The sequence below is a fragment of the Streptomyces sp. BBFR51 genome, assembly GCF_044591655.1.
In the GTDB taxonomy this organism is placed as follows: domain Bacteria; phylum Actinomycetota; class Actinomycetes; order Streptomycetales; family Streptomycetaceae; genus Streptomyces.
Genome location: NZ_CP172448.1, coordinates 367321 through 391879 on the forward strand (window position 1 = coordinate 367321; position 24559 = coordinate 391879).

The following is a 24559-nucleotide window of genomic DNA, read 5'->3' on the forward strand; positions in this document are numbered from 1 at the left end:
CCCACCGGGGACTCGGCCTCGCGAGGCAGGGTCCTGCCGGACGGACGCCGGCAGGGCCCAGTGCGGTCCGGTGCGGCTACCCGCGTGTGTCGAGCGGGGTCTCGCGGATCAGCAGGACGGCGGCGAGGGCGGCCGCGGCGAGCGGTACGGCGACGAGGAAGACGGACGCCAGCCCGGCCGTGTAGGAGGCCCGTACGGAGTCGGCGACCTGGGCGGGCAGTTCGGCGACCCGCTCCGGGGTGCCGAGCAGTCCGCCGGGGTCCTGGCCGGCCGGCACGCCGGACCGCAGCCGGGCCGAGATCATCGCCCCGAACGCGGCGACGCCGACCGCTCCGCCGAGCGTGCGGCTGAAGGTGGCCGCGGCGCCCGCCACCCCGACGTCGCCGGTGCCGACGGCGTTCTGCGCGACCAGCACGAGCACCTGCTGGGTCAGCCCGGTGCCCACGCCGAGGACGGCCATGGCACCGGCGAGGCACCACGGGGAGGTGTCCGGCGCGATCGGCGACAGCAGGACGGCGCCGGCCGTCACCAGGGCGCAGCCGACGACGGGGAACACCTTCCAGCGGCCGGTCCTGTTGATCAGGTAGCCGGAGAACGCGGAAGCCGCGATCATCGTGCCGACCTGGGGCAGCATCAGGAGCCCTGCCTCGGTGGCGCCGTGGCCCCGGACCACCTGGAGGTACTGGGGCAGATAGATGACGCCGCCGAACATGACCGCGCCGACCAGGAAGCTCGTCGCGCACGCCACGGCGAGGCCGGGCCGCGCGAACAGCCTGAGCGGCAGGATCGGGTCCGCCGCACGGCGCTCGTGGCGCACGCAGGCCACCGCATGCACGAGGACCGCGCCGCCGAGCGCGAGTGTGGGCCAGGACGCCCACGGCCAGGCCCGGCCGCCGGCCGACAGCAGCAGGACGAGGCCCGAGGCACAGGCCGCGAGCAGCGTGCCCCCGAGGACGTCCACGCCGCCGCGTGGAGCCTCGGGCACGCGGTGCGGTGCGAGCCGGACCAGCAGGGCTGCGGCCAGGGCGACGGGGATCACGCCGAGGAAACACCAGCGCCAGCCGAGGCCGGGCAGACCGACGAGCAGCCCGCCGGCCAGTGGTCCGGCGACGGCGGCGGTGCCGAAGGCCACGCCGAACCACCCGGTGTAGAGCCCTCGTTGCCGGGCCGGGACCAGCCCGGCGACGAGGGCGTTGGTGAGCGCGAGGACGCCACCCGCACCGACCCCTTGAAGCGCGCGTCCCGCGACGAGTACGCCCATCGACAGGGCGCAGCCGGCCACCAGCGAGCCCGCCACGAAGACCCCCAGCGCGGCGAGGAGCAGCGGCCTGGGCCCCTTGCGGTCGGCGGCCTTGCCCCACAGCGGCGTCGCCACGGTCATGGTGAGCAGCGCGGCGCTCGCCACCCACGGCACCTGGTCCTGGCCGCCCAGTTCACCGGCGATCGTCGGCAGGGCGATGCCGACGATCGTGTTGGTCAGCGAGCCGACGAACAGCGCGGCCAGCGCCCCGGAGAGCACCGCCCGCATGGACGGCGCCGGGTCAGTCACCGGCGAGGACCCGCCCCTCGAGCCAGTCGCCGACGGTGCGGGTGAGGGCGTCGCCGTCGGCGCTGCGCGCGTCCACGTTGTCGGCGTGCAGTTCGAGCACCGGGATGCCGGCGGCCTCGAGCGCGCGCGTCGTGAAGTAGCTGCCGCGCGCGTCCTCGGAGACCAGGTGCACGACCCCGTCGACGCCGTGGTGCCGGGCCTCCTTCACGTACCACTCCGCGGACCAGGGCGGGGTGTAGAGCTGGTCGGAAAAGGCGGCGAAGCGAGCGGCGAGGGCGCGCAGGGGGTCGCCGCCGTAGCGCAGGTAGCCGTCGGCGGCGATCGCGAGGTACATGGACCAGACGAAGACCGCGCCGTGGCTCTCCTCGAAGCGCCGGTAGAAGTCGAGGTCGAACCAGAGTCCCCGCCCGATCCACATGAGCCGCGCCCGCTCGTCGGAGCAGACCGCGGTCTGGGCGGACACCCGCTCGGCGACCTCGTCGTGGAAGGCGCGGGCGGCGTCGCGCGCCCAGGTCGTGCCGCGGTGCCACTGCGGGATCATCACGCTGGGGATGCTGTCGTTGACGGGCAGCGGGCAGGGGCGGGCCCGCGCGATCAGGTCGCGGGTGCGGCGGTTCCATTCCTGCTGCTCGTTGACGAGGTTCATGACCTCGGCGAAGCGGGTCTCGGAGAACACCCGGCCGGTGGTCTGCTCCAGGAACCTGATGAGACCTTCGAGTTCGCCGGTCATCAGGTCCAGGCGGTCGCTGCCGACGGCCCGTTCCCAGTCGCGCGGCATCAGTTCCCACCACCGCGTGGGTACGTCGTTCTCGGCGGCGCTCTCCAAGGGGTAGAAGGAGACGCCGGGTTGGGTGTCCCAGATGTCGAAGATCTTCCGGGACACGTCGCCCGTGGTCTCCGCGAGCACGATGGAGGGCCTGGGCAGTCCGCCCCAGGGCGCGTTCGCCGGGTCGGGGTCGAAGGCCGACGCGAGAGGTATGGAGCTGTACTGCTCGGTGTCGTCGGGGTAGCCGCGCTCGCGCAGGAGGCCGAGGTAGTCCTGGGCGCGTCGTTTGGCCGTGACGATCGAGGACCACCACTGGTTGACGACGTACGGGATGCCCATGGTGCGGAAGATCTCCTGCGGGGCGTCGGCGTTCACCAGCGCGAGGTCGCCGCCGTCGGCCACCTCCTTCCTGAGGTCGGCGAACCACTGCCGCTGGTAGGCGGTCGCCGCCGACGCGGAAGCCAGTCGGGGGGCGCTCATCGGGCCACCTCCGCGTGGGGGCGCAGTCCGGTCAGGGCCTCGGCCGCCTCCTCGTCGAGTCCGCCGTACGGCTGCCGGCTCAGCAGCACGGAGGGCAGCCCGGTCACCTCCCGCTGGGCCGGGTAGTCCCAGCGCGGGGCGTCGTCGTGTGTGCGGGCGTAGCCGACCAGGGCCTCGGCGCCGCAGTCCCGCGCCGCACGCCGGGTGTGCTCGGCGCGGGCGCGGATCGACGCGCGGGGTGCCGCGGGCCCGTTGTACTGGTAGCGCTCGGCGAGCGCGTCCTCGGTCGGGGCGGCGACCCGGCGCAGGGAGAGCAGGTCGCCCCAGTCGTGGTCCTCGCCGACGACGAGCAGGCCCCTGTCCTCCAGGGCGGTGTAGAGGTGGCCCGTGTCGTGCGGGCTTCCGGTGAGGAACACTCTCAGTCCTTCGTGCTCGGGCAGGTGGTCCGCCCCGGTGAGCAGTTCTTCGAGCAGCGCGGTGGCGCGGTCGGCGGGCAGTGCGGTGGTCGCGGCCACGACGGACAGCGCCTCGGCGCCCGTGAGCCGGGCCGGGCGGAGCCGGCGCAGTGCGGCGACTCGGGTGAGCAGCTCGCGCAGCCGGTCGTGGGCGGTGATGGCGTCGGCGAGTACGGTGTCGTCGATGCTCCGGCCGGCCCAGGTCTCGACGGTGGCGCGCAACTGGCCGAGTTTGGCCCGCACATAGCGGGTGGTCGTGCGGTGCGGCAGGTGCAGTACGTCGACGAGGTGCACCGGCGGCAGGGCCAGGGCCGGGTCCACGCGCCGCAGTTCGCGCAGTGCGTAGAACAGCCTGAGGGACGCCTCGCAGTCCCGGGAGACGACGATGCCGTCCAGCGGTCCGAAGTCGTGGTCCAGCAGGCGGGTGAGGACGGAGCGGGCCGCGGGGTCCAGGCCGGTGCCGAGACAGCGGTCGCCGGCCGTGCTCGGGGTGCCGGGGCTGCCGGACAGCCGCAGGGGCATGAGGCTGGCCGCGGTGATGTACTCGACGGGGACGTCGGCGCCGACGTAGCCGATCACTCCGCCGTGGTGGCGTGCTCTGAACTCGTCGGCCGCCGCGCGGCGGTCGGTGCCGTGGGAGGTGAGCTGCGCGAGGGCAGCGGACATGAGATTCCTCCAGGTGGTACGGGTGTGCGGTGGAGCGGCGGCCCGAGTGCGGGAGGGGGTCAGATCACCGACTCGGCGGCCAGCTCGGCGATGTCCTCGGCGCTGTAGCCGAGCTTCTCCCGGTACACCGCGTCGTTGTGCTCGCCGAGCGCGGGGGCGGGCCGGTCGAAGCCCGCGCGCGCGGCGGAGAACCGGATGGGGACGCCGGTGGTGGCGAGGCCCTCGACCGGGCCGTGCTTCGGGTGCAGCACCGGTACGACCTCCTCGCGATCCCGCACGAGCGGGTCCCGTACGGCGTCCCGGGGTTCGCGCACCTCGGCCGCGGGCACGCCCTGCGCGGTGAACGCATGGATCGCCTCGGCGGTGGAGCGGGCGCCGCTCCACTCCCGTATCAGGGCGTGGATCTCGTCGGCGTGGCGGACGCGCTGGTCACGGCTGTGGAAGCGGGCGTCGTCGATCAGGTCGGGGCGTCCGACGGCGCGCAGCACGCCGTGCGCGAAGGCGTCGGTGGGTGCGGACAGGGCGATGTGGCCGTCGACGGTGGGCAGGATGCCGAAGGGGGCGAGGCGGGGCACCATGGCGCCGGTGCGCTGCGGCATGCCGACCGCGGCGAAGGCGTCGAAGGGCTCGCACGCCACCAGGGAGGTGAGCGCCCCCAGCATCGACACGTCGACGTGCTGGCCCTCGCCGCTCTGGTCGGCCTGCATGAGGGCCGAGAGGGTGCCGATGACCGCGAACAGCGGGGCGAGCATGTCGCCGACGGGCAGGCCGAAGCGCACCGGTCCCTCGTCCGGCTCGCCGGCGGTGAGCATGACGCCGGACAGCGCCTGGATGATGGAGTCCATCGCCTTGCCGGAGCCGGGCCCGCCCTGGCTGCCGAATCCGGTGATGGTGGTGTAGACGAGCCGCGGGTTGAGCGCGTGGACGGCGGCGTAGTCGATGCCGAGGCGATCGGTGACGCCGGGGCTGTAGTTCTCCACGAGGATGTCGGCGTCGCGCACGAGGTCCGCGAAGACCCGCTGGGAGCGCTCGTCCTTGAGGTTGAGGGTGACGCTGAGTTTGTTGCGGCCGCGGGCGAGCATCGACACCGACATGTCGTCCGGGTTCTGCCGGGACACGGAGAGCCCGTCGCCGCCCACGTAGGGCGCGTTGTTGCGCGAGGAGTCGCCGCCGGTGGCCGGGTTCTCGACCTTGATGACGGTGGCGCCGAGGCCGGCCAGGAGCAGGGTGGCGTAGGGGCCGGCCAGCGCGGTGGTCAGGTCGATGACGGTACGTCCGGCCAGTGGCTGGTCGCTCATGATGCCCTCTCGGTGTGCAGTTCGATCAGTACGCGGCCGTCCTCGCGGACGAACCGGCCGTTCAGGCCCGCGGCGCGGGTGATGTGCTCGATGTAGTCGGTGACCCGTCGTCCTTCGTCGGTGTCGCCGCACGGCACGGGACGTCCCCGGTCGTCGATCCGGCAGGGTTCGAAGCCCGCCTGGACGAGTCCTTCGCCGTCGAAGCGGCACACGGCGATCGCGGTGTTGCGGCTCTCCGGGTGGAAGGGGTAGGCGGGCATGCCGGGGTCGGGGGCGAAGCCGTACAGCTCCTTGCGGCGCTTGGCCCATGCGGTCAGCTCGGCGCCGGCGCGGCTGCTCGCGTCCGGGGTCAGTGCGCGGGTGACGGTGACGAAGTTGCCGAGGCCGTGGAAGATCGGGCGGCCCCGGTAGGTCTCGATGCCGCGCATGATGTGGGCGTGGTGGCCGAAGACGGCGTCGGCGCCGGCGTCGATGGCGGCACGGGCCACCGGTGACTCGTACATGGCGACGGCGGCGGGGGTGTGGCCGACGCCCTTGTGGAGTCCGACGAGGACCACGTCGGCCCGCTCGCGCAGGCGTGCCACGTCCGTCTGGAGGGCGGCCAGGCTGTCCGGGTCGGCGAAGGTGTAGATCTTCGGCGGGCCGCCGGGGCTCGCGTGGTCCAGCTCGTAGTGGGTGAGGACGTGCACGTAGGCACAGCCGGCCTTGCGTGAGGTGGCCCAGGACTCGCGCGGGCCCACGCAGTTGTAGGAGAGGACGCCGATCCGCAGCCCGCCGCGTTCGACGACGGCGGGGGTCCTGGCCTCGTCGAGGTCGGCTCCGGCGCCGACGGTGGCCAGGCCCGCCCGGCGGGCGTGCGCGACGGTGTCGGCGACGCCGGTGTCGCCCGCGTCGTAGATGTGGTTGCCGGCCAGCGTGACGACGTCGAAGCCGGCCTCGGCGAGCGCGGTGAGGGCCGCGGGGTCGGCCGGGGGCGCGGGGACGTCGGTGCTCTGCTGGACGGTGGTGGCCGAGTGCGGGACCTCGACGTGCCCGACGGTGACGTCCGCGGCGCTCAGCAGGGGTGCCGAGGGCGCCAGGAACGAGGCGGGGTCGGGTTCGTCGAGGATGAGGTCCCCGACCGAGGCGACGGTGATCACGAGACGTGCTCCTGAGGGGTGGCGAGGCTGTCGCGGTGCCGGGCGAGGAACGAACGCAGGCGCGTGGTGCGGGGGTTGGTGAACATGTCGTCGGGCGTTCCGCTCTCGACGATGCGGCCGGCCTCCATGAAGACGCAGCGGTCGGCGACCTCGCGGGCGAAGGCCATCTCGTGGGTGACCACGACCATGGTCATGCCTTCGGCGGCCAACTGCCGCATGACGCCGAGTACTTCTTCGACCAGTTCCGGGTCGAGGGCGCTGGTGGGCTCGTCGAAGAGCATGACGCGGGGCCGGGCGGCGACGGCCCGCGCGATCGCCACGCGCTGCTGCTGGCCGCCGGAGAGCTGGCGCGGGAAGTGCTCGGCGCGGTCGGCCAGGCCGACCCGTTCGAGCAGTTCGCGGGCCTCGGCCTCCGCCTCCCGGCGGGACCTGCCGTGGACGCGCACCGGGGCCTCGGTGATGTTCCTGAGCACCGTGAAGTGCGGGATGAGGTGGAACTGCTGGAAGACCATGCTCATCCGGCCGCGCTGGGCGGCGACCCGGCGGGCGCCGAGGGGGCGCAGGGTGCCGCGGTGCCGTTCGTGGCCGAGCAGTTCGCCGTCGAGGTGGATCGCGCCGGAGTCGATGGTCTCCAGCTGGTGCACGCACCGGATCAGGGTCGACTTGCCGGAGCCGGAGGGGCCGATGATCGTGACGACCTCTCCGTCGGCGACGTCGAGGTCCACTCCGTCGAGGGCGGCGTGGTCGCCGAAGTTCTTGCGTATGCCCCGCACGCGCAGGGCGGGTTCAGTGGTCATGCGGACGCTCCGTGAGAGGTCTTCTTCGGGCGGCGGGTGAGGCCGCCTGTGGTGTGGCCCCGGGAGAAGTGCCGCTCCAGCCAGCGCTGTCCGACGGTGAACAGGGTGACCACGGCGAGGTACCAGAGGCAGGCCACGATGAGCATGGGGACGATCTCGTAGGTGCGGTTGTAGACGACCTGGACCGAGTGCAGCAGGTCGGCCATGGCGATCACCGAGACCAGCGCGGTCCCCTTGAGCACGCTGATGAACTGGCTGCCGCCCGGCGGGATGATCACGCGCATCGCCTGCGGGAGCACGACCCGGAAGAAGGTCTGGGCGGGGGTGAGGCCCATCGCGCGGGCCGCGTCGCGCTGGCCCTGCTCCACGCCCAGCAGTCCGCCGCGGATGATCTCCGCCATGTACGCGGACTCGACCAGCGACAGTCCGATGACGGCGGCCGTCACCGGCGTGATCACCTCGTTGGCGTCCCAGGAGGCGAACTCCGGTCCGAAGGGGATGCCGATGGAGATGCGCGGCAGGAGGTAGGCGAGGTTGAACCAGAAGATGAGCTGCACGAGCGGCGGGATGCCGCGGAACACGCCGATGTAGAGCGTGGCCGCCCAGCGGACCGGCGGGAACGTGGACATCTGCGCCGCCGCGAGGAGGGCGCCGACGACGGCTCCGACGACGGTGGCCGCGACGGCGAGCCACACCGTGGTGCCGAGTCCGGAGAGCACCGAGGGCTCGAAGAGATACTGCCCGACCACGTCCCACTCCAGGCGCGGGTTGGTCACCAGGAAGTGGACGAGGAGCACGGCGACGAGCGCGAGCACCACGCCGGCCACCACCCGCCAGGGCCGTACGCGCCGCTTGGAGAGGGCGACGTCGTCGCCCTTCGGGTCGGTGGAGCTCTTGCTCTCCGTCAGTGAGATGGGTCCGGCCACGGTTCAGCTCTCTTTGCTGGCGATGTTGAGGACGGGCTTGTCGACCATCACGTCCTTCAGCCCCCAGTGCTCCATGACGCGTCGGTACTCACCGTTGTCGACGAGCTTCTGGAAGGCCTTCTGGAGCACCGGGCCGAGCCCGCTCTCCTTGGGCGCGAGGAGGGCGAGGTTGTCGGTGGTGGCGCCCTGCTCCTCGGTCTGGGTGACGTAGCCGTACTTGTCCGACTGGGACTCGGTGACGTCGATGGCGGCGGCCTGGGTCATCCCGGCGGCGTCGGCGCGGCCGGACTGTGCGGCCAGGAGGGTGGCGTTGGTGTCGTCGAGCCCGATCGACCGGGCCGGCTGCTTGCCGTGGTCGGTGCAGTACTCGGAGAGCTTGGCCAACTGGCCCTCGACGACGCTGGACTTGACCACGGCGACCTGCTTGCCGCACAGGTCGGTGGCGGAGGAGACCTTGGCCTTGGACGTCTTGGGCACGACATAGGACGTGCGGCTGGTCATCCAGGTGATGGTGTCGAACTGGCGCTCGCGTTCGGTGGTGGCCTGCACCGGCCCGTTGAAGCCGTTGTAGCGCCCGCCGAGCATGCCCTGGAGCGCGGCCGGAAGGTTGTTCACGATCTTGATCTCGGTGCGTACTCCGAGCACCTGCCCGAGTGCTTCCTGCAGGTCCTTGTCGATGCCCGTCACCGAACCGTCGGCGCCGACCGAGCGGAACGGCGGGTGCGAGTCACCGGCGAACCGCAGGACTCCGGAGTCCTTGACCGACTGCGGCAGGGCGTCGTGGAGCGCGCTCACCTCGGGGATGGAGGGCTTGGAGACGCCTTCCTCCTCGTCCGCGGCACAGCCGGCGAGGGCCACCGCGGAGACGAGCGCGGCCGTGAGGGTGCAACATGTTCGCCACCGACGGTGGCCTCGATAGTTACGCATGAAGGTGGTCCCTTGCATGGAGAGAGATCCGCGTCATTGTCGGTATCGATGCCGAGCGTCGCATGAGGTGTCGCCTATAGCAAGAGTCGTGCGATACTTCGGTGCGACGCGAAGGCCACCGAGGGAACTGAGGTGCCATGGGGAAGGACCTGCCGAAGGCCGAGCTGCCCCGGGCTCAGAACGGGGCGGAGCCCCAACTCCTGCTGACGTCTCTGCTGGGCGACTTCTGGTACTGGCGGGACGAACACATCCCCGCTACAGCGCTGGTGAGACTGCTCGCCGACTTCGACGTGACGTCCGACGGGGCCAGAGCCGCGATGCGCCGGCTGGTGGCCCGCGGACTGCTGGACACCTCGCGCAGCGGACGCACGACGGCGTACGGGATTCCGGCGCGCACCTCCGAGGTGATCGTCGAACGCACGCACCGCATGCTGACCTTCGGCACCACCGCGCCCGAGTGGGACGGAATGTGGACGGTCGTCGCGTTTTCCGTCCCCGAGCAGGCCCGCGGTCTGCGCACCACGCTCCGTTCGCGGCTGCGGCTGCTGCGGTTCGCGGCGCTGTACGACGGCGTGTGGGTGTCGCCGCACGACCTCGGCACGGACGCGCAGGCCCTGCTGCGGGAGCTCGGCATCGAGACCGCGACCGTGCTGCGCGGTGCCGCGGTGCCCGGCGGGACGCGGCAGGGCGACCCGGTCTCCGCGTTCGACCTGACGTCGCTGAGCAAGGAGTACCGCGCCTTCACCGAACGCTACGAACCGGTGCTCGAGAGTCTCGCCGCGGGCCTGATCAGCCCGGCCGAGGCACTGCGCACCCGCACCGAACTGCGGGTGGCCTGGCGGCGCTTCCCGGAGACCGACCCGGACCTGCCGGCCGAGCTGCTGCCGCCGGACTGGGACCGGCCGCGCGCCCAGCGGGTCTTCCTGGAGATCTACGACCGTCTGGGTCCGCTGGCCGAGCTGCGGTTCCGGCAGATCCTCGGCACGGTCTCACCGGAACTGGCCGAACTGGCGTCCCATCACGACTCTGCCGCCATCGACGACTTGTACGTCTCGCTGGGCGACCGCAGGGCCCATGGGGACACCCCGTTCGAGCAGGCGGCCCAGGCACGCCGGCTGGACGAGGTGACGCGCTCGAAGGCGTGACCGCGGCGGCCGCGCACCAGGTGCGGCCGCCCGCTCCTTCCGGCGCGGGTCAGGACAGCGCGCGGTGCGCGCTCTTCAGGGCGTCCCGGAATCGCTCGACGTCGACGGGCCGCAGGTCCGCCACCATGCGCCGCTCCAGCCGGCGGGCCGGCTCGGCGTAGTCGGCCAGCAGTCGCCGTCCGGCGTCGGCGAGGAGGATCACCTTCTCCCGCCGGTTGCCCGGGTTCGGCTCCCGCCGGACCAGACCGCGGCTCTCCAGGGCGCGGACCATGTCCGCCATCGACTGCGCCGTGACGAACGAGTCCCGGGCCAACTGGGCGGCGGACACCCCGTCGTGCCGCTCCAGCACGGTCAGTGCCGTGTACTGCAACGCGGTGACCCCGGCGGGCTTGAGCAGCTCCTCCAGGCGTGCGCGTACGACGAGTTCGGTCCGCTTGAGCAGGTAGAGCAGGGACGGCCCCCCATCGGCTCCCGCCTCGACTCCCCCCTCGACCTCCGCCCCGACCTCCGCCCCGGCGTCCGCCGCCGGCTCCGCTGCTTGCGTCATCCCCTGCCTCCACTGGCCGCCGCTCCGTGTCCCACAACCGATCACCCTAAGCCGTTGACAGGATTCCTGTTAAAAGAGAACACTGAGCCCAACCGACAGGATTCCTGTCGATCCATCGTGTGGGGTGACGGCCCGGCCGGCCGCGCCGCCCGTCAGGAGGAGGCACAGTCATGGATCTGCAAGGCAAGGTCGCCGTCGTCACCGGGAGCGGACGCGGACTGGGACTCGCCTACGCCCGGGCCCTGGCCGCGGCGGGCGCCGCCGTCGTGGTCAACGACGTCGACGCCGACGTGGTCGACGAGGCGGTCGGCACCATCACCGCGGCCGGCGGCAGGGCCGTCGGCGTCGTGGCGGCGGTGGGCGACAGCGAGGCCGCCGAGCAGCTCACCGAGGCGGCGGTGCGGGAGTTCGGCCGGCTGGACGCCCTGGTCACCAACGCCGGCATCCTCCGCGACCGGGTGCTGTGGAAGATGACGGACGACGACTTCGACTCCGTCGTCAAGGTCCACCTGCGGGGCACCTTCACCTGCGCCCGGGCCGCGGCGGTACGGATGCGCGAGCAGGGCGAGGGCGGGCGGCTGATCCTGATCTCCTCCCCCGCCGGCCAGCGCGGCAACTTCGGCCAGACCAACTACGCCGCCGCCAAGGCCGGCATCGTGGCGATGGCCCGGACCTGGGCGATGGAGCTGGCCCGGGCGGGCATCACCGTGAACGCGGTCGTCCCCGTCGCGGCCACCGAGATGACCAAGACCGTCCCGGCCTTCGCCCCGGCCATCGAGGAGGCCGAGCGCACCGGCACGCCGTTGCCCGACTGGCTGCGCAAGGACGAGGGCCTGGGCACCGTCGAGGACGTCGCGGGCCTGATCACCTTCCTCGCCTCGGACACCGCCAAGGACGTCACCGGCCAGGCCATCGGCGTCGGCGGCGACCGGCTGGCCCTGTGGGCCCACCCCAAGGAGACCGCGGTGGCCTTCGCCGACGGCGGCTGGAGCGCCGACGCGATCGCCGAACGGTGGCACGACGGCGTCGGGGCCGAGCCCGAGACGTACGGCATCCCGGCTCCCAAGGCACCGGAGGCCTGAGATGAGCGACCCGGTCATCGACGTCGACGCCCTGACCGCCATCGACGTCCACACCCACGCGGAGATCTCCCGGACCGGTCACGGCGCGCTGAGCCCGGAACTCTTCGGGGCCTCCGAGGACTACTTCAAGGCGCACGGCCACCGGCAGCCGACCATCGACGAGATGGCGACGTACTACCGGGAACGGCGCATGGCGGCGGTGGTGTTCACCGTGGACGCCGAGCACGCCACCGGCCATCCGCGGATCGCCAACGAGGAGGTCGCCGAGAGCTGCGCCGCCCACGCGGACGTGCTCGTCCCGTTCGCCAGTGTCGACCCGCACAAGGGCCGCGCGGGCGTCCGGGAGGCACGGCGCCTGGTCGAGGAGCACGGGGTGCGCGGCTTCAAGTTCCACCCCAGCATCCAGGCGTTCGCGCCCAACGACCCGATGGCGTACCCGCTCTACGAGGCGATCGAGGAGCTGGGCGTGCCCGCGCTGTTCCACACCGGGCAGACCGGGATCGGCGCCGGTGTGCCCGGGGGCGGCGGCATCCGGCTGAAGTACTCCAACCCCATGCTCGTCGACGACGTGGCCGTGGACTTCCCCGAGTTGCGCATCATCCTGGCGCACCCGTCCTTCCCCTGGCAGGACGAGGCGCTGGCCGTCGCCACGCACAAGCCGTACGTGCACATCGACCTGTCGGGCTGGTCGCCCAAGTACTTCCCGCCGCAGCTGGTGCGGTACGCCAACACGCTGCTCAAGGACAAGGTGCTCTTCGGCTCCGACTACCCGGTCATCACCCCCGACCGCTGGCTCGCCGACTTCGAGAAGCTCGACATCAAGCCCGAGGTGCGGCCCAGGATCCTCAAGGACAACGCCGCCCGTCTGCTCGGCCTGCGCAAGGACTGAGGGGAGACGCCGTGTTGAACCAAGGCATCGGCTCCTGGCCGGCCCGCCGGGCCCGCAAGACACCCGGGCGCACGGCGCTGGTCCACCGGGACACCGAGATCACCTACCGCCAACTGCACGAGCGGGTCCTGCGCCTGGCGCACGGTCTGCGTGCCCTCCGGGTCGCCCGCGGCGACCGCGTCGCCCACCTGGGCCCCAACCATCCGGCCTTCCTGGAGACGCTGTTCGCCGCCGGTGCCCTGGGGGCCGTCTTCGTCCCGCTCAACACCCGGCTGGCCGCGCCGGAGTTGGCGTACAACCTGGGTGACTCGGGCAGCACGGTGCTGGTCCACGGCGCCGATCAGGCCGGGACGGCCGCGGTGGCCGCCGCGGAGGGCGGCGTCCGGCACCGCATCACGCTCGGCGCGACCGACGACGGCGCCCTCGGCTACGAGGACCTGCTGGCCGGCGGCGGCACCGAGCCGCTGGACGAGGCCGTCGCCCCGGACGACCCCTGCGTCATCATGTACACCTCCGGGACCACGGGGCGGCCCAAGGGTGCCGTGCTCTCGCACGCCAACATCACCTGGAACAGCGTCAACGTCCTCGTCGACACCGACCTGACCGGTGACGAGGTCACCCTGGTCGTCGCCCCGCTCTTCCACACCGCCGGGCTCAACATGACCTGCCTGCCGACCCTGCTCAAGGGGGGCCGGGTCGTGCTGCTCGAGGCCTTCGACCCGTCGACCGTCCTGGAGGTCGTCGAGCGCAGGCGCGTGACGTACATGTTCGGCGTGCCCACCATGTACGACGCGATGGCCGCCCACCCGCGCTGGGAGTCGGCCGACCTGTCGAGCCTGCGCTCGGTGAGCTGCGGCGGCGCACCGGTGCCGGCGCGCACCATCGACCGGTACCTCGCGCGCGGCCTGGCCTTCAGCCAGGGGTACGGCATGACCGAGGCGTCCCCCGGGGTCCTCTTCCTCGACCGGGAGCAGACCTCGGCCAAGGCGGGCTCGGCGGGCGTGCCGCACTTCTTCACCGACACCCGCGTGACTCTCGCCGACGGCAGCACCGCCGGGCCCGGGCAGCGCGGTGAGGTCCTCGTCCAGGGTCCCAACGTCATGTCCGGCTACTGGGGCCGGCCCGAGGACACCGCGGCCGCCTTCACCGACGACGGATGGCTGCGCACGGGCGACGTCGCCCACACGGACGAGGACGGCTACGCCTACATCGTCGACCGGGTCAAGGACATGTTCGTCTCCGGCGGGGAGAACGTGTACCCGGCCGAGGTGGAGGACGCCCTGCTCGGTCACCCGGCCGTACGCGAGTGCGCGGTCGTCGGGGTGCCGGACGACGTCTGGGGCGAGGTCGGCCACGCCGTCGTCGTCCTGGAGGCCGGTGGCCGCGCCGACGGGCCCCGGATCCTCGCGCACCTGCGGGGCCGGCTGGCCAAGTACAAGATCCCGAAAACCGTCGCGTTCGCCGAAGACCTGCCCCGGACGGCCTCCGGAAAGATCATCAAAGCGGCCGTGCGCGAGGCCCACCCGGTCCGCCCCACCGGACCCACTCCCCCAGCCCCGACCCCATGGAAAGGCAGCACCCCGTGACCACCACCGCCCAGGGCATCGAAGGTCTCACCTCCCTCGCCGGCCGCGACCTCGGCCGTACCGACTGGCTGGAGATCACACAGGAACGGGTGAACACCTTCGCCGACGCCACCGACGACCACCAGTGGATCCACACCGATCCGGAGCGGGCGAAGCAGGGCCCCTTCGGCGGGCCCATCGCCCACGGCTACCTCACCCTGTCCCTGATCATCCCCATGTTCGGTGACCTCCTGGAGATCTCCGGCATCTCCATGAGCGTCAACTACGGCCTGGAGAAGGTGCGCTTCCCGAGCCCCGTGCCGGTCGGCGCGAAGATCCGCCTGCACGGCGCGGTGGACTCCGTCGAGGAGGTCAAGGGCAACGGCGTCCAGATGGGTCTGACCTTCACCGTCGAGGTGGAGGGCAGCGAGAAGCCCGCCTGTGTGGCGCGGGCCGTGTACCGGCACTACGCCTGACCGGCGAGGCGGCCCCACCCTCCCCGGAGTGCCGATTCGTGTCGCCGCCGCCACCGCCTCCGCTTGCGAGGTCCGGGCGGCGACGGAGACTGATACGGACGACGGCACTCCGGAGGGTCCTGGACGCATGGGCGAGTACGCGGTGCGTCCCGACGTCGGGACGCGGCACGGCAAGCGGCACGGCAGGCACGGCAGACGGGCCGACGGGCTCGGCCCCGGGCGGCCCCGTTCGGCGTCCGGCCGCACCGGGACCGGATTGGCGTGGCCGCTGTGGGGCACGCGTCCGGCGGGGTCCGCGCGGGCCGGGGGCCCGGCCGCGGCTCGGGCCCCGGCGGGACCGCTCCGCCGGGCAGAGCGGAGAGGATCCCGTCCCCCGTGCCCGTGTCGCGCGGCCCCCGCGCGTCAGCCACTCCCCGACGAAAGGCAGTCCCATGACGGACACCCCGCCTGCCACCACCACGGACTCCGGCGCACCGGCGGAGAGCGACGAACACTCGCTCACCGCGGGCCCGGCGGGTCCGGTCCTCCTTCAGGACGCCTATCTCATCGAACAGATGGCGCAGTTCAACCGGGAGCGCATCCCCGAACGCCAGCCGCACGCGAAGGGCAGCGGCGCGTTCGGCCACTTCGAGGTGACGCACGACGTGAGCGCGTACACCAAGGCGGCCGTATTCCAGCCGGGCACGCGCACCGACCTGGTCACACGCTTCTCGACCGTCGCAGGTGAGCGCGGCAGCCCGGACACCTGGCGCGACCCGCGCGGTTTCGCGGTGAAGTTCTACACCAGCCAGGGCAACTACGACATGGTCGGCAACAACACGCCGGTGTTCTTCGTCAAGGATCCGATGAAGTTCCAGCACTTCATCCGGTCGCAGAAGCGCCGGGCGGACAGCAACCTGCGCGACCACGACATGCAGTGGGACTTCTGGACGCTCTCGCCGGAGTCCGCGCACCAGGTCACCTGGCTCATGGGAGACCGCGGCATCCCGCGCTCCTGGCGCCACATGAACGGCTACACCTCCCACACCTACATGTGGATCAACGCCGCCGGCAAGCGGTTCTGGGTGAAGTACCACTTCAAGACCGACCAGGGCATCGAGTACTTCACCCAGCACGAGGGCGACCAGATGGCCGCGGCCGACACCGACTACCACACGCGGGACCTCTTCGAGCACATCCGTGACGGCGACTACCCGAGCTGGACGCTGCACGTGCAGGTCATGCCGTACGAGGACGCCGCGGGCTACCGGTTCAACCCGTTCGACCTGACGAAGGTGTGGCCGCACGGCGACTACCCCCTCATCCCGGTCGGCCGGATGACGCTGGACCGGAACCCGACGGACAACCACGCCGAGATCGAGCAGGCGGCCTTCCAGCCCAACAACCTGGTCCCGGGCATCGGCCCGAGCCCGGACCGCATGCTGCTGGCCCGGCTCTTCTCGTACGCCGACGCCCACCGCTACCGGATCGGCGCGAACTACCAGCAGCTCCCCGTGAACGCCCCGGTCGTCGACGTCCGCACCTACTCCAAGGACGGTGCGATGGCCTACCGGAAGACGACCGATCCGGTCTACGCACCGAACTCCAAGGGCGGTCCCGCCGCCGACACCGAGCGGTTCGGCACGCCGCCCAGCTGGGAGACGGACGGGGCCATCACCCGCAGCGCCTACGTCAGCCATCCCGAGGACGACGACTGGGGCCAGCCGGGCACCCTGGTGCGCGAGGTCATGGACGACGCGGCCCGTGACCGGCTGGTCGACAACGTGGTGGGCCACCTGCTCAACGAGGTGACCGAACCCGTCCTGAAGCGGGCCTTCGAGTACTGGTCGAACATCGACAAGACCATCGGTGAGCGCATCGAGCGGGGCGTGCGGGCGAAGGCGGGCGAGAAGGACCCCAAGGCCGCCGAGCAGCACAATCCGGCCCGGCGGTCGATGCAGGACAAAGCCTGACACCTCCTGCGGTCTCCGCTCTCGCGGGGCGTGCGCCAACCGGCGCGAAGTACGGGACCACGTACGCGGGCGCCCGCCTGATCTACACGGCCGGAAGCGCGTACAGCCGGGGCAGGTTGACCACGATCGCCTCCTGCGTGCTGCGGGCGATGACGACCACCGCCTCGTCGGCGGGGTCGGGGTTCTCCTCCCGGTGCGGGACGAACGGGGGGACGAAGATGTAGTCGCCGGGGGAGGTGCGCAGCCGTACCTCCCGCGGCCCCTCCCCCGAGTCGTCGAGGAAGACGAACTCGGGATGGCCGCTGACGACGTAGATGGCCGTCTCCGACTCGCCGTGGTGGTGGTCGGAGGAGGACGTCGCGGGGGCGACGTGGGTCTGGCCCATCCACAGCTTCTCGGAGCCCGCCACGCGCCCGCTGACGGCCGCGAACCTGCGCATGCCGCCGGTCTGCGCCGTGTCGCCGTCCAGGGCGTCGGCACGGATGTGGTGCAGGCGGCTACGCAGGGGGGTGACCGGACGCCCGGGGGCGTCATGGAGATGGGGGTGGAAGCCCTCACCGGGGGTTGTCGACGGCTCGCTCATGGCGGGGACGCTAGAAGGATGCCGGAAAAGATGTCAAGAGGTGTCCATTGCGTTTCACCTGCGGCAATGTTCCCGCAATGGATGCGGGCAGCCTGTGAAGGGCCTTGGCGCGGCGGTCGTGTCGGGCATCATGGGCGCATGCATATCTCCGCGAAGGCGGACTACGCCACGCGGGCCCTTCTGGAGCTCGCCCGTGAACCTGCCCGTCCGTTGACCTGTGAGGCCATCGCCTCCTCGCAGCAGATCCCGTTCCGATTCCTGAAGTCCGTCGTGGGCGAGTTGCGCAGGGCCGGTCTTGTCCGCAGCCAGCGCGGCTGCGAGGGCGGCTACTGGCTCGGCCGGCCCGCCGGCGAGATCACCCTGCTGGACGTCTCGCGCGTCGTGGACGGCGAGTTGCTCACCCTTCGTGGCGAGGCCCTGGCCGCGCTGGACTATCCCGGTGCCGCGTCGGGGCTGCCCGGAGTGTGGCGCCGGATCGAGGCGGACGCGGCGGCCGTCCTGGGCGCGGTGACGGTGGCCTCCCTGCTGCCCGTGCCGGCGGGTGAGGGGCTGGCCGGGAAGGGCGCCGCGTGACGGCGCCGCCGGACGGGCCCCCGGTGGAGGTGGTCGAGTACACCGATCCCCTGTGTCCCTGGGCGTGGGGCTCGGAACCCGAGTTCCGACGGCTGCGTGCCGTACTGCCCGACGGGGTCCGCCCGCGCCGCGTGTTCTGCATCCTCTTCGACGAGGACGACGACCCGCCTCCCGATCCGGCGGCGGAGACCGCCTGGTACACGCGGTACGTCGAGGAGATCACCGGTCACACCGGCGCCCCGCGGGCCGTTCGGCTGAGCCGGGTGGCGGCGAGTTCGTGGCCCGCCTCCCTCGTCGCCAAGGCCGCGGAACTCCAGGGGGCGGACGTCGCGGACCGGGTGCTGCGCCGGCTGCGCGAGACGGTCTTCGTGCTCGGGGAACCGGCCGACACGCATGAGCTGGCGCTGTCCGCGGTGTGGGGTGTCCAGGACCTGGACCTGGCGCGGCTGTCCGCCGACGCGCTGTCCGGCGCCGTACTGGAGCGGGTCCGTGCCGACCGGACGGAGGCCCGTCGGCCGGTGCCCGAGGCGCGGTCGGTGCCGGGCGGCTCGCCGCATCCCGGCGCCGCCAAGGAGACCGCGGACGGCGGGTACCGGTACGCCTTGCCGACCGTGCTGGTCCGGGCGGCGGGCGGGCACCGCGTCGTCGCGGGCCGGCGCCCCTGCGCGGCGTACGAGGCCGCGGTCGCCGAGGTGTGTCCCGGGGCGGTGCGGGAGGACGTACGACGGTCGCCGGACGAGGCGCTGGTGCGCCACCGGAGTCTGACCGGGCCCGAGTTGGAACTGCTGACGGACGGGCGGGAACCCCCCGCGTGGGCGGTCCGCGTCGAGACGGGCAACGGCCCCCTGTGGCTGCATCCCAAGGAGGCGGCGACGCACCCGGCGACTCGCCACCGCTCCCCCGCCCCGCCGTGACAACGCTCTGATCTGCGATCGCGTCCCGTCCCGCCCAATGAGACACCAATTGGTGTCCATTGACAGGTCCTCATGACTGCCCCCAGGATGAGCAGCATGCTCACGACGCACCCCGCCGTGGTGTGCCGCTACGTGGACCTGCGGCGCACCTGCAGCGCTCTCTGTCGCTGACCGACCGCCGCCCACGGCCCGGCGGCGCCTGACCTCCCGGTCGGCGCCGACCGACCGCCGCTCGGCCGAGCCGGCCCGCCGCCCCGCCATCTGGCGTTCCGCCGTCTGCTTCCCTCCCCCCCCGGTCCTCCCCCCGGTCCGCATCCGGGCAGCCGCCGACATCCGCGCGCACCGAACGCGACGTGCCCCGACACGGGCACCGAGCCCCTGCCCGCCCAGGACGCCTCCAGCACGCCCCGCCCGCCCCAGCACACCTCGGCACGCCCCGGCACGCCTCGGCACGCCCGAACCGGCGTCACAGGTGCGGTCGGGCGACCACCCCCTTGCCCCTGTCCGTGCCGGCCTGCCCGGACACGGCCCGGGGACCGTCACAGAAAGTACGAGATGCCCGGACGACTCACGCCCCGCCGCCCCGGACCGCACCGCCGATCCGGCCGACTGCGTGCCACCGCACTCGGCGCCGCCCTCGCCACCGTGCTCGTCCCCGCCCTCAGCGCGTGCGGCGGTGACACGGCCTCCGCGAGCGGCGACGCCACCCTCAGGTGGACCTCGACCTACTTCCCCACGCACTGGGACCCGGTGGTCGGGGGCAGCGGCGCCCAGTTCCGCGAACTGTCCCTCGTGTACGCCTCGTTGACCCGCACCGACGCCACCGGCAAGGCCGTACCGGACCTGGCCGAGAGCTGGGAGTACAACGGCAAGGGCGACCAGGTCACCTTCCACCTGCGCTCCGGGCTGAAGTTCAGCGACGGCGAGCCGGTGAACGCCGCCGCCGTCAAGGCCGCGGTCGAGCGGGCGCAGCGGCAGAAGAACTCGGCCCTGTTCGGCGACCTGACGTCGATCGAGTCGGTGGCGGCCGACGGGCTCGACGCCGTCGTCAAGCTCAATCAGGTCGACTATCAGATACCGCAGTTGCTCGGTCAGCGAGTCCTTCAGATCGCCAGCCCGAAGGCGGCCGCCGCACCGGAGAAGCTGGACCAGAACCCGGTCGGCGCCGGCCCGTTCACCGTCACTCAGATCGTCCCGGGCACCAAGGCGGTCCTGAAGAAGAACCCCGAGTACTGGGACGCCGAGAACATCCACATCGACAACGTCGAACTGACCTCCGCGCCCGACGCCTCCACGGTCGTCTCCGGGTTGCAGACCGGCGTGTACAACTTCGCCGACATCGACCCGAGTCAGGCGGACGCCGCCAAGAAGGCGGGCCTCGACGTGTTCGTCCAGCCCGGCTTCAACGCCTCCAACATCAGCCTGAACATCAACAAGGCGCCGTTCGACAACGACAAGGTCGTCGACGCGGTGCGGCACGCGGTCAACCGTGAGGAGTTCGTCGACAAACTGACCTTCGGCTACGGCGAGGAGACCAACCAGCCGTTCCCCAAGGGCTATGTGGCCTACGACCCGGAGTCCGAGGACGCCTATCCCTACGACCCGGCCAAGTCGAAGAAGCTCCTCGCCGAGGCCGGCTACCGGGCCGGTGACATCAAGCTCGACCTGGTCATCCCGTCCGAGGACCCGCAGGCGGAGATCGTGCAGTCGCAGCTGGCCAAGGTGGGCATCACCGTCGACATCAAGATAGACAAGAACTGGGCGACGCCCTTCTTCGCCAAGGACCTCACCTTCTCGCTCTACGGCACCACCGGCCGTGACTCGGCGGCCCAGACCCTCACCGCCCACTTCGGGCCCGACGGGCCGCTCAACCTCAGCTCCCCCTACGAGCCGGACGGCTTCGAGGCTGCGGTCGCCAAGGTACGGCAGACACCGCTGGACGCGCCCGAGTACCCGCAGGTGCTGCAGGCTGCGACGCGGGCCGGCCTGGACAGCAAGGCCCTCGTCTTCACGTACTCCTCTCCCAACCTCGTCGCCAAGAGCAAGTCGGTCTCCGACCTGCCGAAGAATCCCGCCCACATCGACTGGACCGGTGTGACCATCGGCGGCAAGCCGTGAAGCGGGCGCGGCACGCGCTGGGGCGGTTCCTGTTCATCCTCGCCAGGTCGGTCGCGATCTTCGTGCCCGTGTTCCTGGTGGCGACCTTCGTGACGTTCGCGCTGCGCTCGCTCAGCGGGCTCAGCCCCGCCCGGATCCAGCTGGGCGAGGAGGCCACTCCCGAGGCCATCGCCCGGGTCGAGGCCGAGTGGGGCCTGGACCGGCCCTTCCTGGTCCAGTACGGCGACTGGATCGGCGGCGTCCTGCACGGGCAACTCGGTTCGAGCTGGACCAACGGCGCGGACATCTCGACGCTCATCGGCCTCGGCCTGGGCGTCAGTCTCTCCGTCGCGACGTTCGCGCTGGTCATCGGTGTGGTGGTGGGCTTCGCGCTCGGCACGCTCGCGGCACTGCGGCGCACCACGTGGGTGGACCGCGCGGTCACCGGTTTCGTCACGGTGATCTCGGTGATGCCCGCCTTCGTGGTCGGCATCGTGCTGGTGGCCGTTCTCGCCGTACAGCTGCACCTGTTCCCCTCCGCCGGATACGTCCCGGCGGAGCAGGGCCTCGGGCCGTGGCTCGCGCACATCACGCTTCCGGCGCTGGCGCTGAGCTTCGACGTGATCGCCGACGTCGCCCGTCAGCTGCGCTCCAGCCTCGTCGCCGCCTATCAGGAGAACTACGTGACGGGCGCGGTCGTCAGGGGGCTGGGCCCGCGGCGGATCTTCTTCGTGCACGTGCTGCGCAACGGTCTGGGGCCGGCGCTCGCCACGCTGGGGCTGAAGTTCCCGTCCCTGGTCGGCGCCTCCGTGGTCACCGAGTGGATCTTCGGACTGCAGGGCTTCGGCCGGTTCGCCAACGACTCCGCCCAGGCCGGTGACGTACCGGCGGTGCAGGGGGTCCTGGTGGTGTCGATCGCGCTGGTCGTGGCCTTCAACCTCGTCGTCAACCTGGTGCTGGCGCGCGTCACGCCGGCCTCGCAGCGGGGAGTCTGAACATGGTGCGTCGCGTCCTGTCCCTCACCTCCGGCCGCATCGCCGTCGTCATCCTGACGGTGGTCGCGCTGCTCGCGATCCTCGGGCCGCTGATCGCCCCGCAGGATCCGCTCGCCACCAGCGACAACGCCCTCGCCGCCGCGTCCGGCAGCCACTGGCTGGGCACCGACTACCTCGGCCGGGACGTCCTGAGCCGCCTGCTCGACGGCTCCCGGGTCAGCGTGCTCGGCGCGCTCGAAGTCGCGCTCACGGCACTGGTCGTGGGGGCGATCCCCGGAATCCTGTCGGTGTATCTCGGCCGGATCTTCGAGTGGATCACCCTGCGGCTGGCCGACACGCTCGTGGCCCTGCCGTTCCTGCTGTTCGCCGTCGCCGTGATCGCCCTGCTCGGCAACGGGCTCACGCAGGCGATGCTCGTGACGGGGGTGCTGGTGTCGCCCCTGTTCTACCGGGTGTCCCGCGCCGCCACGCTGGCGGTGGCCCGCTCGCAGTACGTCGAGGCCGCGCTGATCTCGGGTGCATCGGTCGGCTGGGTGGTACGCCGCCACGTCTGGGTCAAGGTGCTGCCGCCCATCGCGGTGGCGTTCGCGCAGACCATCGGAACCGGCTTCGTCATCGTCTCCAGCCTGACCTTCCTGGGCATCGGCGTGCAGCCCCCGGAGCCGACCTGGGGCGGCCTGCTCGCCTCCGACCTCGGCTACCTCAGCCATCGGCCGTGGGCACCGCTGACCCCGGCGCTGCTGATCATGGTCACCGTCTGGGCCGGCAACCTGCTCGCGGACGCGATCCGCGACGTGTCGGGCGAGGCCGGCCGTGCCCTGGTCAAGGGCCGCGGAGCCCGCACGGACCGGCCCGAACGAACCGAACCCGCCCCCGCAGGAGGTGCGTGATGACGACGGTTTCCGAGAAGCTCCTCACCCGGACCGAGGAGGCCGGCACGTCCGGCCCCGCAGACCCGCCCGACCGGACGGTGCCCCTGCTCTCCCTGCGCGACGTGCGCATCGGCGACGGCAGCGACGGCAGCGACGGCCGGGAGATCGTGCACGGGGTGAGCTTCGACCTCACCCCCGGCAAGGTGGTCGGCATCGTCGGGGAGTCCGGCAGCGGGAAGACCCTCACGTGCCGGGCCGCCCTGGGCATCCTGCCGCCCCACTTCGAGGTCACCGGGGGGTCGATCGAGATCGACGGCACCGACATCTCCGCCCTCACGCCGGCGCGCTGGACCGCGCTGCGCGGGGCCACGATCAGCGCGGTCTTCCAGGACCCGGCGTCCTACCTCAACCCGTCGCTGCGGATCGGCAAGCAGATCGCCGAGGTCGTCCGGGTCAAGAAGGGGCTCGGGCGCCGCGCGGCACGCGAGCGCGTCCTCGCCCTGCTGCGCGCGGTGCATCTGCGGGACCCGGAACTGGTCCACGACCAGTACCCCTTCGAGCTGTCCGGCGGCATGCTCCAGCGGGTGCTCATCGCGGCCGCCATCGCCGCCGACCCGCGGATCCTGGTCGCCGACGAGGCCACCACCGCGCTGGACGTCACCGTGCAGGCGGAGATCCTCGACCTCCTGGCCGACCTGCGCGAAAGAGCCGGGCTCGCCCTGGTCGTCGTCTCCCACGACCTCGCCGTGGTGGCCCAGTTGTGCGACGAGGTCCTGGTGATGCGGCAGGGCGAGGTGGTCGAGCAGGGCCCGACCCGCGGGGTGCTGGACGACCCGCGGCACGACTACACGCGGCTGCTGATCAGCGAGCACGAGCAGTACGGGCTGGAGAAGTTCCTGGCGCCGAAGGCCCTCGCACCGAAGGAGGAGGCGTGAGCACCGACCGACCGGACGACAGCGCCGCTGCCCCCGCCCGCCCCGTCCTGGAGGTCACCGGGCTCGAGGTCCACTACGGCGCCCGCCGCAAGCGCCGCCGGGCCCTGCACGACGTCTCGCTGCGCGTCGCGCCGGGTGAGACGGTCGGCCTGATCGGCGAGACGGGCTCGGGCAAGTCCACCCTCGCCCGCACCGTGCTCGGGCTGGTGCGGGCCACCTCCGGGTCCGTCGTCCTCGACGGCGAGGACGTCACCGGCCACGGACCCCGCCAGTGGCGCGAGCTGCGCCGCCGGGGCGTGGTCCAGTACGTGTTCCAGGACCCGCTGCGCAGCCTCGACCCGGACCTCACGGTCGAGGCGTCGCTGACCGAGCCGCTGCTCGTGCGGGGCGTGGCCCGTCAGGAGGCGGGGGCGCGGGTGCGTGCCTTCCTGCCCCGCGTGCGGCTGACCGAGGATCTCCTCGGCCGGCTGCCGGGTGAGCTGTCCGGCGGGCAGCGCCAGCGCATCGCGGTGGCCCGTGCGCTGGTCACCGAGCCTCGGCTGGTCGTCCTCGACGAGCCGGTCAGCGCCCTCGACTCCGCCAACCGGGTCCAGGTCCTGGAGATCCTCAAGGAGCTGCGCGCCACCGGCGTGGCCCTCGTGTTCATCTCCCACGACCTCGGGTCCGTCGCGGGGATCGCCGACCGCATCGCCGTGCTGTACCGGGGCGAACTGGTCGAGGCCGGTGCCGCCCGCGACGTCGTGGGCCGGCCGGAGCATCCCTACACGCGGCTGCTGGTCGGCTCGGCGCCGACGCTGCGCGGGGCACCCGCCGACCGTTCCGAGCGCGCGGCGCTGCGCGCACTCCTGCCAACCTGACCCCCCACACCCACACCCACACCCACACCCACACCCACGGTCTCCGCGCTCCCGCGCCTTCATCGAAGACAGGA

23 protein-coding genes are annotated in these 24559 nt (G+C 72.2%); 13 read left to right on the top strand and 10 right to left on the bottom strand.

Features of this window, described 5'->3' with window-relative positions:
* Positions 1-76: 76 nt before the first annotated feature.
* From ACGH7X_RS01680 to ACGH7X_RS01715, 8 genes are read right to left on the bottom strand one after another with little or no spacing between them, the layout of a single operon-like run.
* Entirely contained in the window at positions 77-1549 is a 1473-nt protein-coding gene (locus tag ACGH7X_RS01680; RefSeq protein ID WP_399880770.1) for an MFS transporter, read from the bottom strand.
* Positions 1542-2795 (bottom strand): 2-hydroxyacyl-CoA dehydratase, encoded by a 1254-nt coding sequence (locus tag ACGH7X_RS01685; RefSeq protein ID WP_399880773.1) that lies wholly within the window; start codon positions 2793-2795, stop codon positions 1542-1544. The genes ACGH7X_RS01680 and ACGH7X_RS01685 overlap by 8 nt, the downstream gene beginning before the upstream one ends.
* Positions 2792-3916 carry a 2-hydroxyacyl-CoA dehydratase gene (locus ACGH7X_RS01690; RefSeq protein WP_399880775.1) on the bottom strand — a complete coding sequence of 375 codons (1125 nt, stop codon included), beginning with the start codon at positions 3914-3916 and terminating at the stop codon, positions 2792-2794. Before ACGH7X_RS01690 ends, ACGH7X_RS01685 begins: the two co-directional genes overlap by 4 nt.
* Before the next feature lie 59 nt (positions 3917-3975).
* Positions 3976-5214 (bottom strand): CaiB/BaiF CoA transferase family protein, encoded by a 1239-nt coding sequence (locus ACGH7X_RS01695; RefSeq protein ID WP_399880778.1) that lies wholly within the window; start codon positions 5212-5214, stop codon positions 3976-3978.
* Positions 5211-6353 (bottom strand): CapA family protein, encoded by a 1143-nt coding sequence (locus ACGH7X_RS01700; RefSeq protein WP_399880781.1) that lies wholly within the window; start codon positions 6351-6353, stop codon positions 5211-5213. The genes ACGH7X_RS01695 and ACGH7X_RS01700 overlap by 4 nt, the downstream gene beginning before the upstream one ends.
* On the bottom strand, positions 6350-7150 hold the full coding sequence (locus ACGH7X_RS01705) for an amino acid ABC transporter ATP-binding protein (RefSeq protein ID WP_399880784.1): 801 nt from the start codon (positions 7148-7150) through the stop codon (positions 6350-6352). Before ACGH7X_RS01705 ends, ACGH7X_RS01700 begins: the two co-directional genes overlap by 4 nt.
* The gene (locus ACGH7X_RS01710; protein ID WP_399880786.1) at positions 7147-8076 is read right to left on the bottom strand and encodes an amino acid ABC transporter permease; all 930 of its coding nucleotides are present in this window, start codon (positions 8074-8076) and stop codon (positions 7147-7149) included. The genes ACGH7X_RS01705 and ACGH7X_RS01710 overlap by 4 nt, the downstream gene beginning before the upstream one ends.
* A 3-nt stretch (positions 8077-8079) precedes the next feature.
* On the bottom strand, positions 8080-9003 hold the full coding sequence (locus tag ACGH7X_RS01715) for a transporter substrate-binding domain-containing protein (protein WP_399880788.1): 924 nt from the start codon (positions 9001-9003) through the stop codon (positions 8080-8082).
* A 137-nt stretch (positions 9004-9140) separates the two neighbouring features.
* On the opposite strand from ACGH7X_RS01715, the gene ACGH7X_RS01720 reads away from it, so the two are divergent.
* Complete coding sequence (locus ACGH7X_RS01720; protein ID WP_399880791.1) at positions 9141-10148, top strand: PaaX family transcriptional regulator C-terminal domain-containing protein; 1008 nt, start codon at positions 9141-9143, stop codon at positions 10146-10148.
* Positions 10149-10197: 49 nt separating this feature from the next.
* Here ACGH7X_RS01720 and ACGH7X_RS01725 read toward each other — a convergent pair whose 3' ends face one another.
* Positions 10198-10695: a MarR family winged helix-turn-helix transcriptional regulator gene (locus tag ACGH7X_RS01725; protein WP_399880794.1), complete on the bottom strand. Its 498-nt coding sequence runs from the start codon at positions 10693-10695 to the stop codon at positions 10198-10200.
* A 170-nt stretch (positions 10696-10865) separates the two neighbouring features.
* Between ACGH7X_RS01725 and ACGH7X_RS01730 the strand changes: the two genes are divergently transcribed.
* The 5 genes from ACGH7X_RS01730 to ACGH7X_RS01750 all read left to right on the top strand — a co-directional run bounded on the left by ACGH7X_RS01730 (position 10866) and on the right by ACGH7X_RS01750 (position 16659).
* Positions 10866-11777, top strand: coding sequence for an SDR family oxidoreductase (locus ACGH7X_RS01730; RefSeq protein WP_399880797.1), 912 nt, complete (start codon positions 10866-10868; stop codon positions 11775-11777).
* Positions 11778-11793: 16 nt separating this feature from the next.
* Positions 11794-12666: an amidohydrolase family protein gene (locus ACGH7X_RS01735; RefSeq protein ID WP_399896702.1), complete on the top strand. Its 873-nt coding sequence runs from the start codon at positions 11794-11796 to the stop codon at positions 12664-12666.
* Between the two features lie 11 nt (positions 12667-12677).
* Complete coding sequence (locus ACGH7X_RS01740) at positions 12678-14252, top strand: long-chain fatty acid--CoA ligase (protein ID WP_399880800.1); 1575 nt, start codon at positions 12678-12680, stop codon at positions 14250-14252.
* Positions 14249-14707: a MaoC family dehydratase gene (locus tag ACGH7X_RS01745; protein ID WP_399880803.1), complete on the top strand. Its 459-nt coding sequence runs from the start codon at positions 14249-14251 to the stop codon at positions 14705-14707. Before ACGH7X_RS01740 ends, ACGH7X_RS01745 begins: the two co-directional genes overlap by 4 nt.
* A 431-nt stretch (positions 14708-15138) precedes the next feature.
* The gene (locus ACGH7X_RS01750; protein WP_399880806.1) at positions 15139-16659 is read left to right on the top strand and encodes a catalase; all 1521 of its coding nucleotides are present in this window, start codon (positions 15139-15141) and stop codon (positions 16657-16659) included.
* Positions 16660-16741: 82 nt separating this feature from the next.
* Here the strand turns inward: ACGH7X_RS01750 and ACGH7X_RS01755 are convergent, their stop codons facing one another.
* Entirely contained in the window at positions 16742-17242 is a 501-nt protein-coding gene (locus tag ACGH7X_RS01755) for a cupin domain-containing protein (protein WP_399880808.1), read from the bottom strand.
* Positions 17243-17380: 138 nt separating this feature from the next.
* Here ACGH7X_RS01755 and ACGH7X_RS01760 point away from each other — a divergent pair, with 138 nt between their 5' ends.
* The 7 genes from ACGH7X_RS01760 (at position 17381) to ACGH7X_RS01790 (ending at position 24485) form a co-directional block, all read left to right on the top strand.
* Complete coding sequence (locus ACGH7X_RS01760; RefSeq protein ID WP_399880811.1) at positions 17381-17815, top strand: RrF2 family transcriptional regulator; 435 nt, start codon at positions 17381-17383, stop codon at positions 17813-17815.
* Positions 17812-18729 (top strand): DsbA family protein, encoded by a 918-nt coding sequence (locus tag ACGH7X_RS01765; protein ID WP_399880814.1) that lies wholly within the window; start codon positions 17812-17814, stop codon positions 18727-18729. Before ACGH7X_RS01760 ends, ACGH7X_RS01765 begins: the two co-directional genes overlap by 4 nt.
* Before the next feature lie 555 nt (positions 18730-19284).
* Positions 19285-20847 (top strand): ABC transporter substrate-binding protein, encoded by a 1563-nt coding sequence (locus tag ACGH7X_RS01770; protein WP_399880816.1) that lies wholly within the window; start codon positions 19285-19287, stop codon positions 20845-20847.
* On the top strand, positions 20844-21821 hold the full coding sequence (locus tag ACGH7X_RS01775; protein ID WP_399880818.1) for an ABC transporter permease: 978 nt from the start codon (positions 20844-20846) through the stop codon (positions 21819-21821). The genes ACGH7X_RS01770 and ACGH7X_RS01775 overlap by 4 nt, the downstream gene beginning before the upstream one ends.
* 2 nt (positions 21822-21823) lie before the next feature.
* Entirely contained in the window at positions 21824-22711 is an 888-nt protein-coding gene (locus tag ACGH7X_RS01780; RefSeq protein ID WP_399880821.1) for an ABC transporter permease, read from the top strand.
* Positions 22711-23628 carry an ABC transporter ATP-binding protein gene (locus ACGH7X_RS01785; RefSeq protein WP_399880824.1) on the top strand — a complete coding sequence of 306 codons (918 nt, stop codon included), beginning with the start codon at positions 22711-22713 and terminating at the stop codon, positions 23626-23628. The genes ACGH7X_RS01780 and ACGH7X_RS01785 overlap by 1 nt, the downstream gene beginning before the upstream one ends.
* A complete protein-coding gene (locus tag ACGH7X_RS01790; protein ID WP_399880827.1) occupies positions 23625-24485 on the top strand; it encodes an ABC transporter ATP-binding protein in 861 nt (286 codons plus the stop codon). The genes ACGH7X_RS01785 and ACGH7X_RS01790 overlap by 4 nt, the downstream gene beginning before the upstream one ends.
* Positions 24486-24559 lie beyond the last annotated feature (74 nt).

What these genes read in the sequence shown, in the direction of transcription:
- ACGH7X_RS01730 (WP_399880797.1), top strand. Translation starts at nt 10,866, where the DNA reads ATGGATCTGCAAGGCAAGGTCGCCGTCGTCACCGGGAGCGGACGCGGA.
- ACGH7X_RS01685 (WP_399880773.1), bottom strand. Translation starts at nt 2,795, where the DNA reads ATGAGCGCCCCCCGACTGGCTTCCGCGTCGGCGGCGACCGCCTACCAG.
- ACGH7X_RS01750 (WP_399880806.1), top strand. Translation starts at nt 15,139, where the DNA reads ATGACGGACACCCCGCCTGCCACCACCACGGACTCCGGCGCACCGGCG.
- ACGH7X_RS01780 (WP_399880821.1), top strand. Translation starts at nt 21,824, where the DNA reads ATGGTGCGTCGCGTCCTGTCCCTCACCTCCGGCCGCATCGCCGTCGTC.
- ACGH7X_RS01755 (WP_399880808.1), bottom strand. Translation starts at nt 17,242, where the DNA reads ATGAGCGAGCCGTCGACAACCCCCGGTGAGGGCTTCCACCCCCATCTC.
- ACGH7X_RS01770 (WP_399880816.1), top strand. Translation starts at nt 19,285, where the DNA reads ATGCCCGGACGACTCACGCCCCGCCGCCCCGGACCGCACCGCCGATCC.
- ACGH7X_RS01715 (WP_399880788.1), bottom strand. Translation starts at nt 9,003, where the DNA reads ATGCGTAACTATCGAGGCCACCGTCGGTGGCGAACATGTTGCACCCTC.
- ACGH7X_RS01760 (WP_399880811.1), top strand. Translation starts at nt 17,381, where the DNA reads ATGCATATCTCCGCGAAGGCGGACTACGCCACGCGGGCCCTTCTGGAG.
- ACGH7X_RS01725 (WP_399880794.1), bottom strand. Translation starts at nt 10,695, where the DNA reads ATGACGCAAGCAGCGGAGCCGGCGGCGGACGCCGGGGCGGAGGTCGGG.
- ACGH7X_RS01695 (WP_399880778.1), bottom strand. Translation starts at nt 5,214, where the DNA reads ATGAGCGACCAGCCACTGGCCGGACGTACCGTCATCGACCTGACCACC.
- ACGH7X_RS01705 (WP_399880784.1), bottom strand. Translation starts at nt 7,150, where the DNA reads ATGACCACTGAACCCGCCCTGCGCGTGCGGGGCATACGCAAGAACTTC.
- ACGH7X_RS01720 (WP_399880791.1), top strand. Translation starts at nt 9,141, where the DNA reads ATGGGGAAGGACCTGCCGAAGGCCGAGCTGCCCCGGGCTCAGAACGGG.
- ACGH7X_RS01785 (WP_399880824.1), top strand. Translation starts at nt 22,711, where the DNA reads ATGACGACGGTTTCCGAGAAGCTCCTCACCCGGACCGAGGAGGCCGGC.
- ACGH7X_RS01690 (WP_399880775.1), bottom strand. Translation starts at nt 3,916, where the DNA reads ATGTCCGCTGCCCTCGCGCAGCTCACCTCCCACGGCACCGACCGCCGC.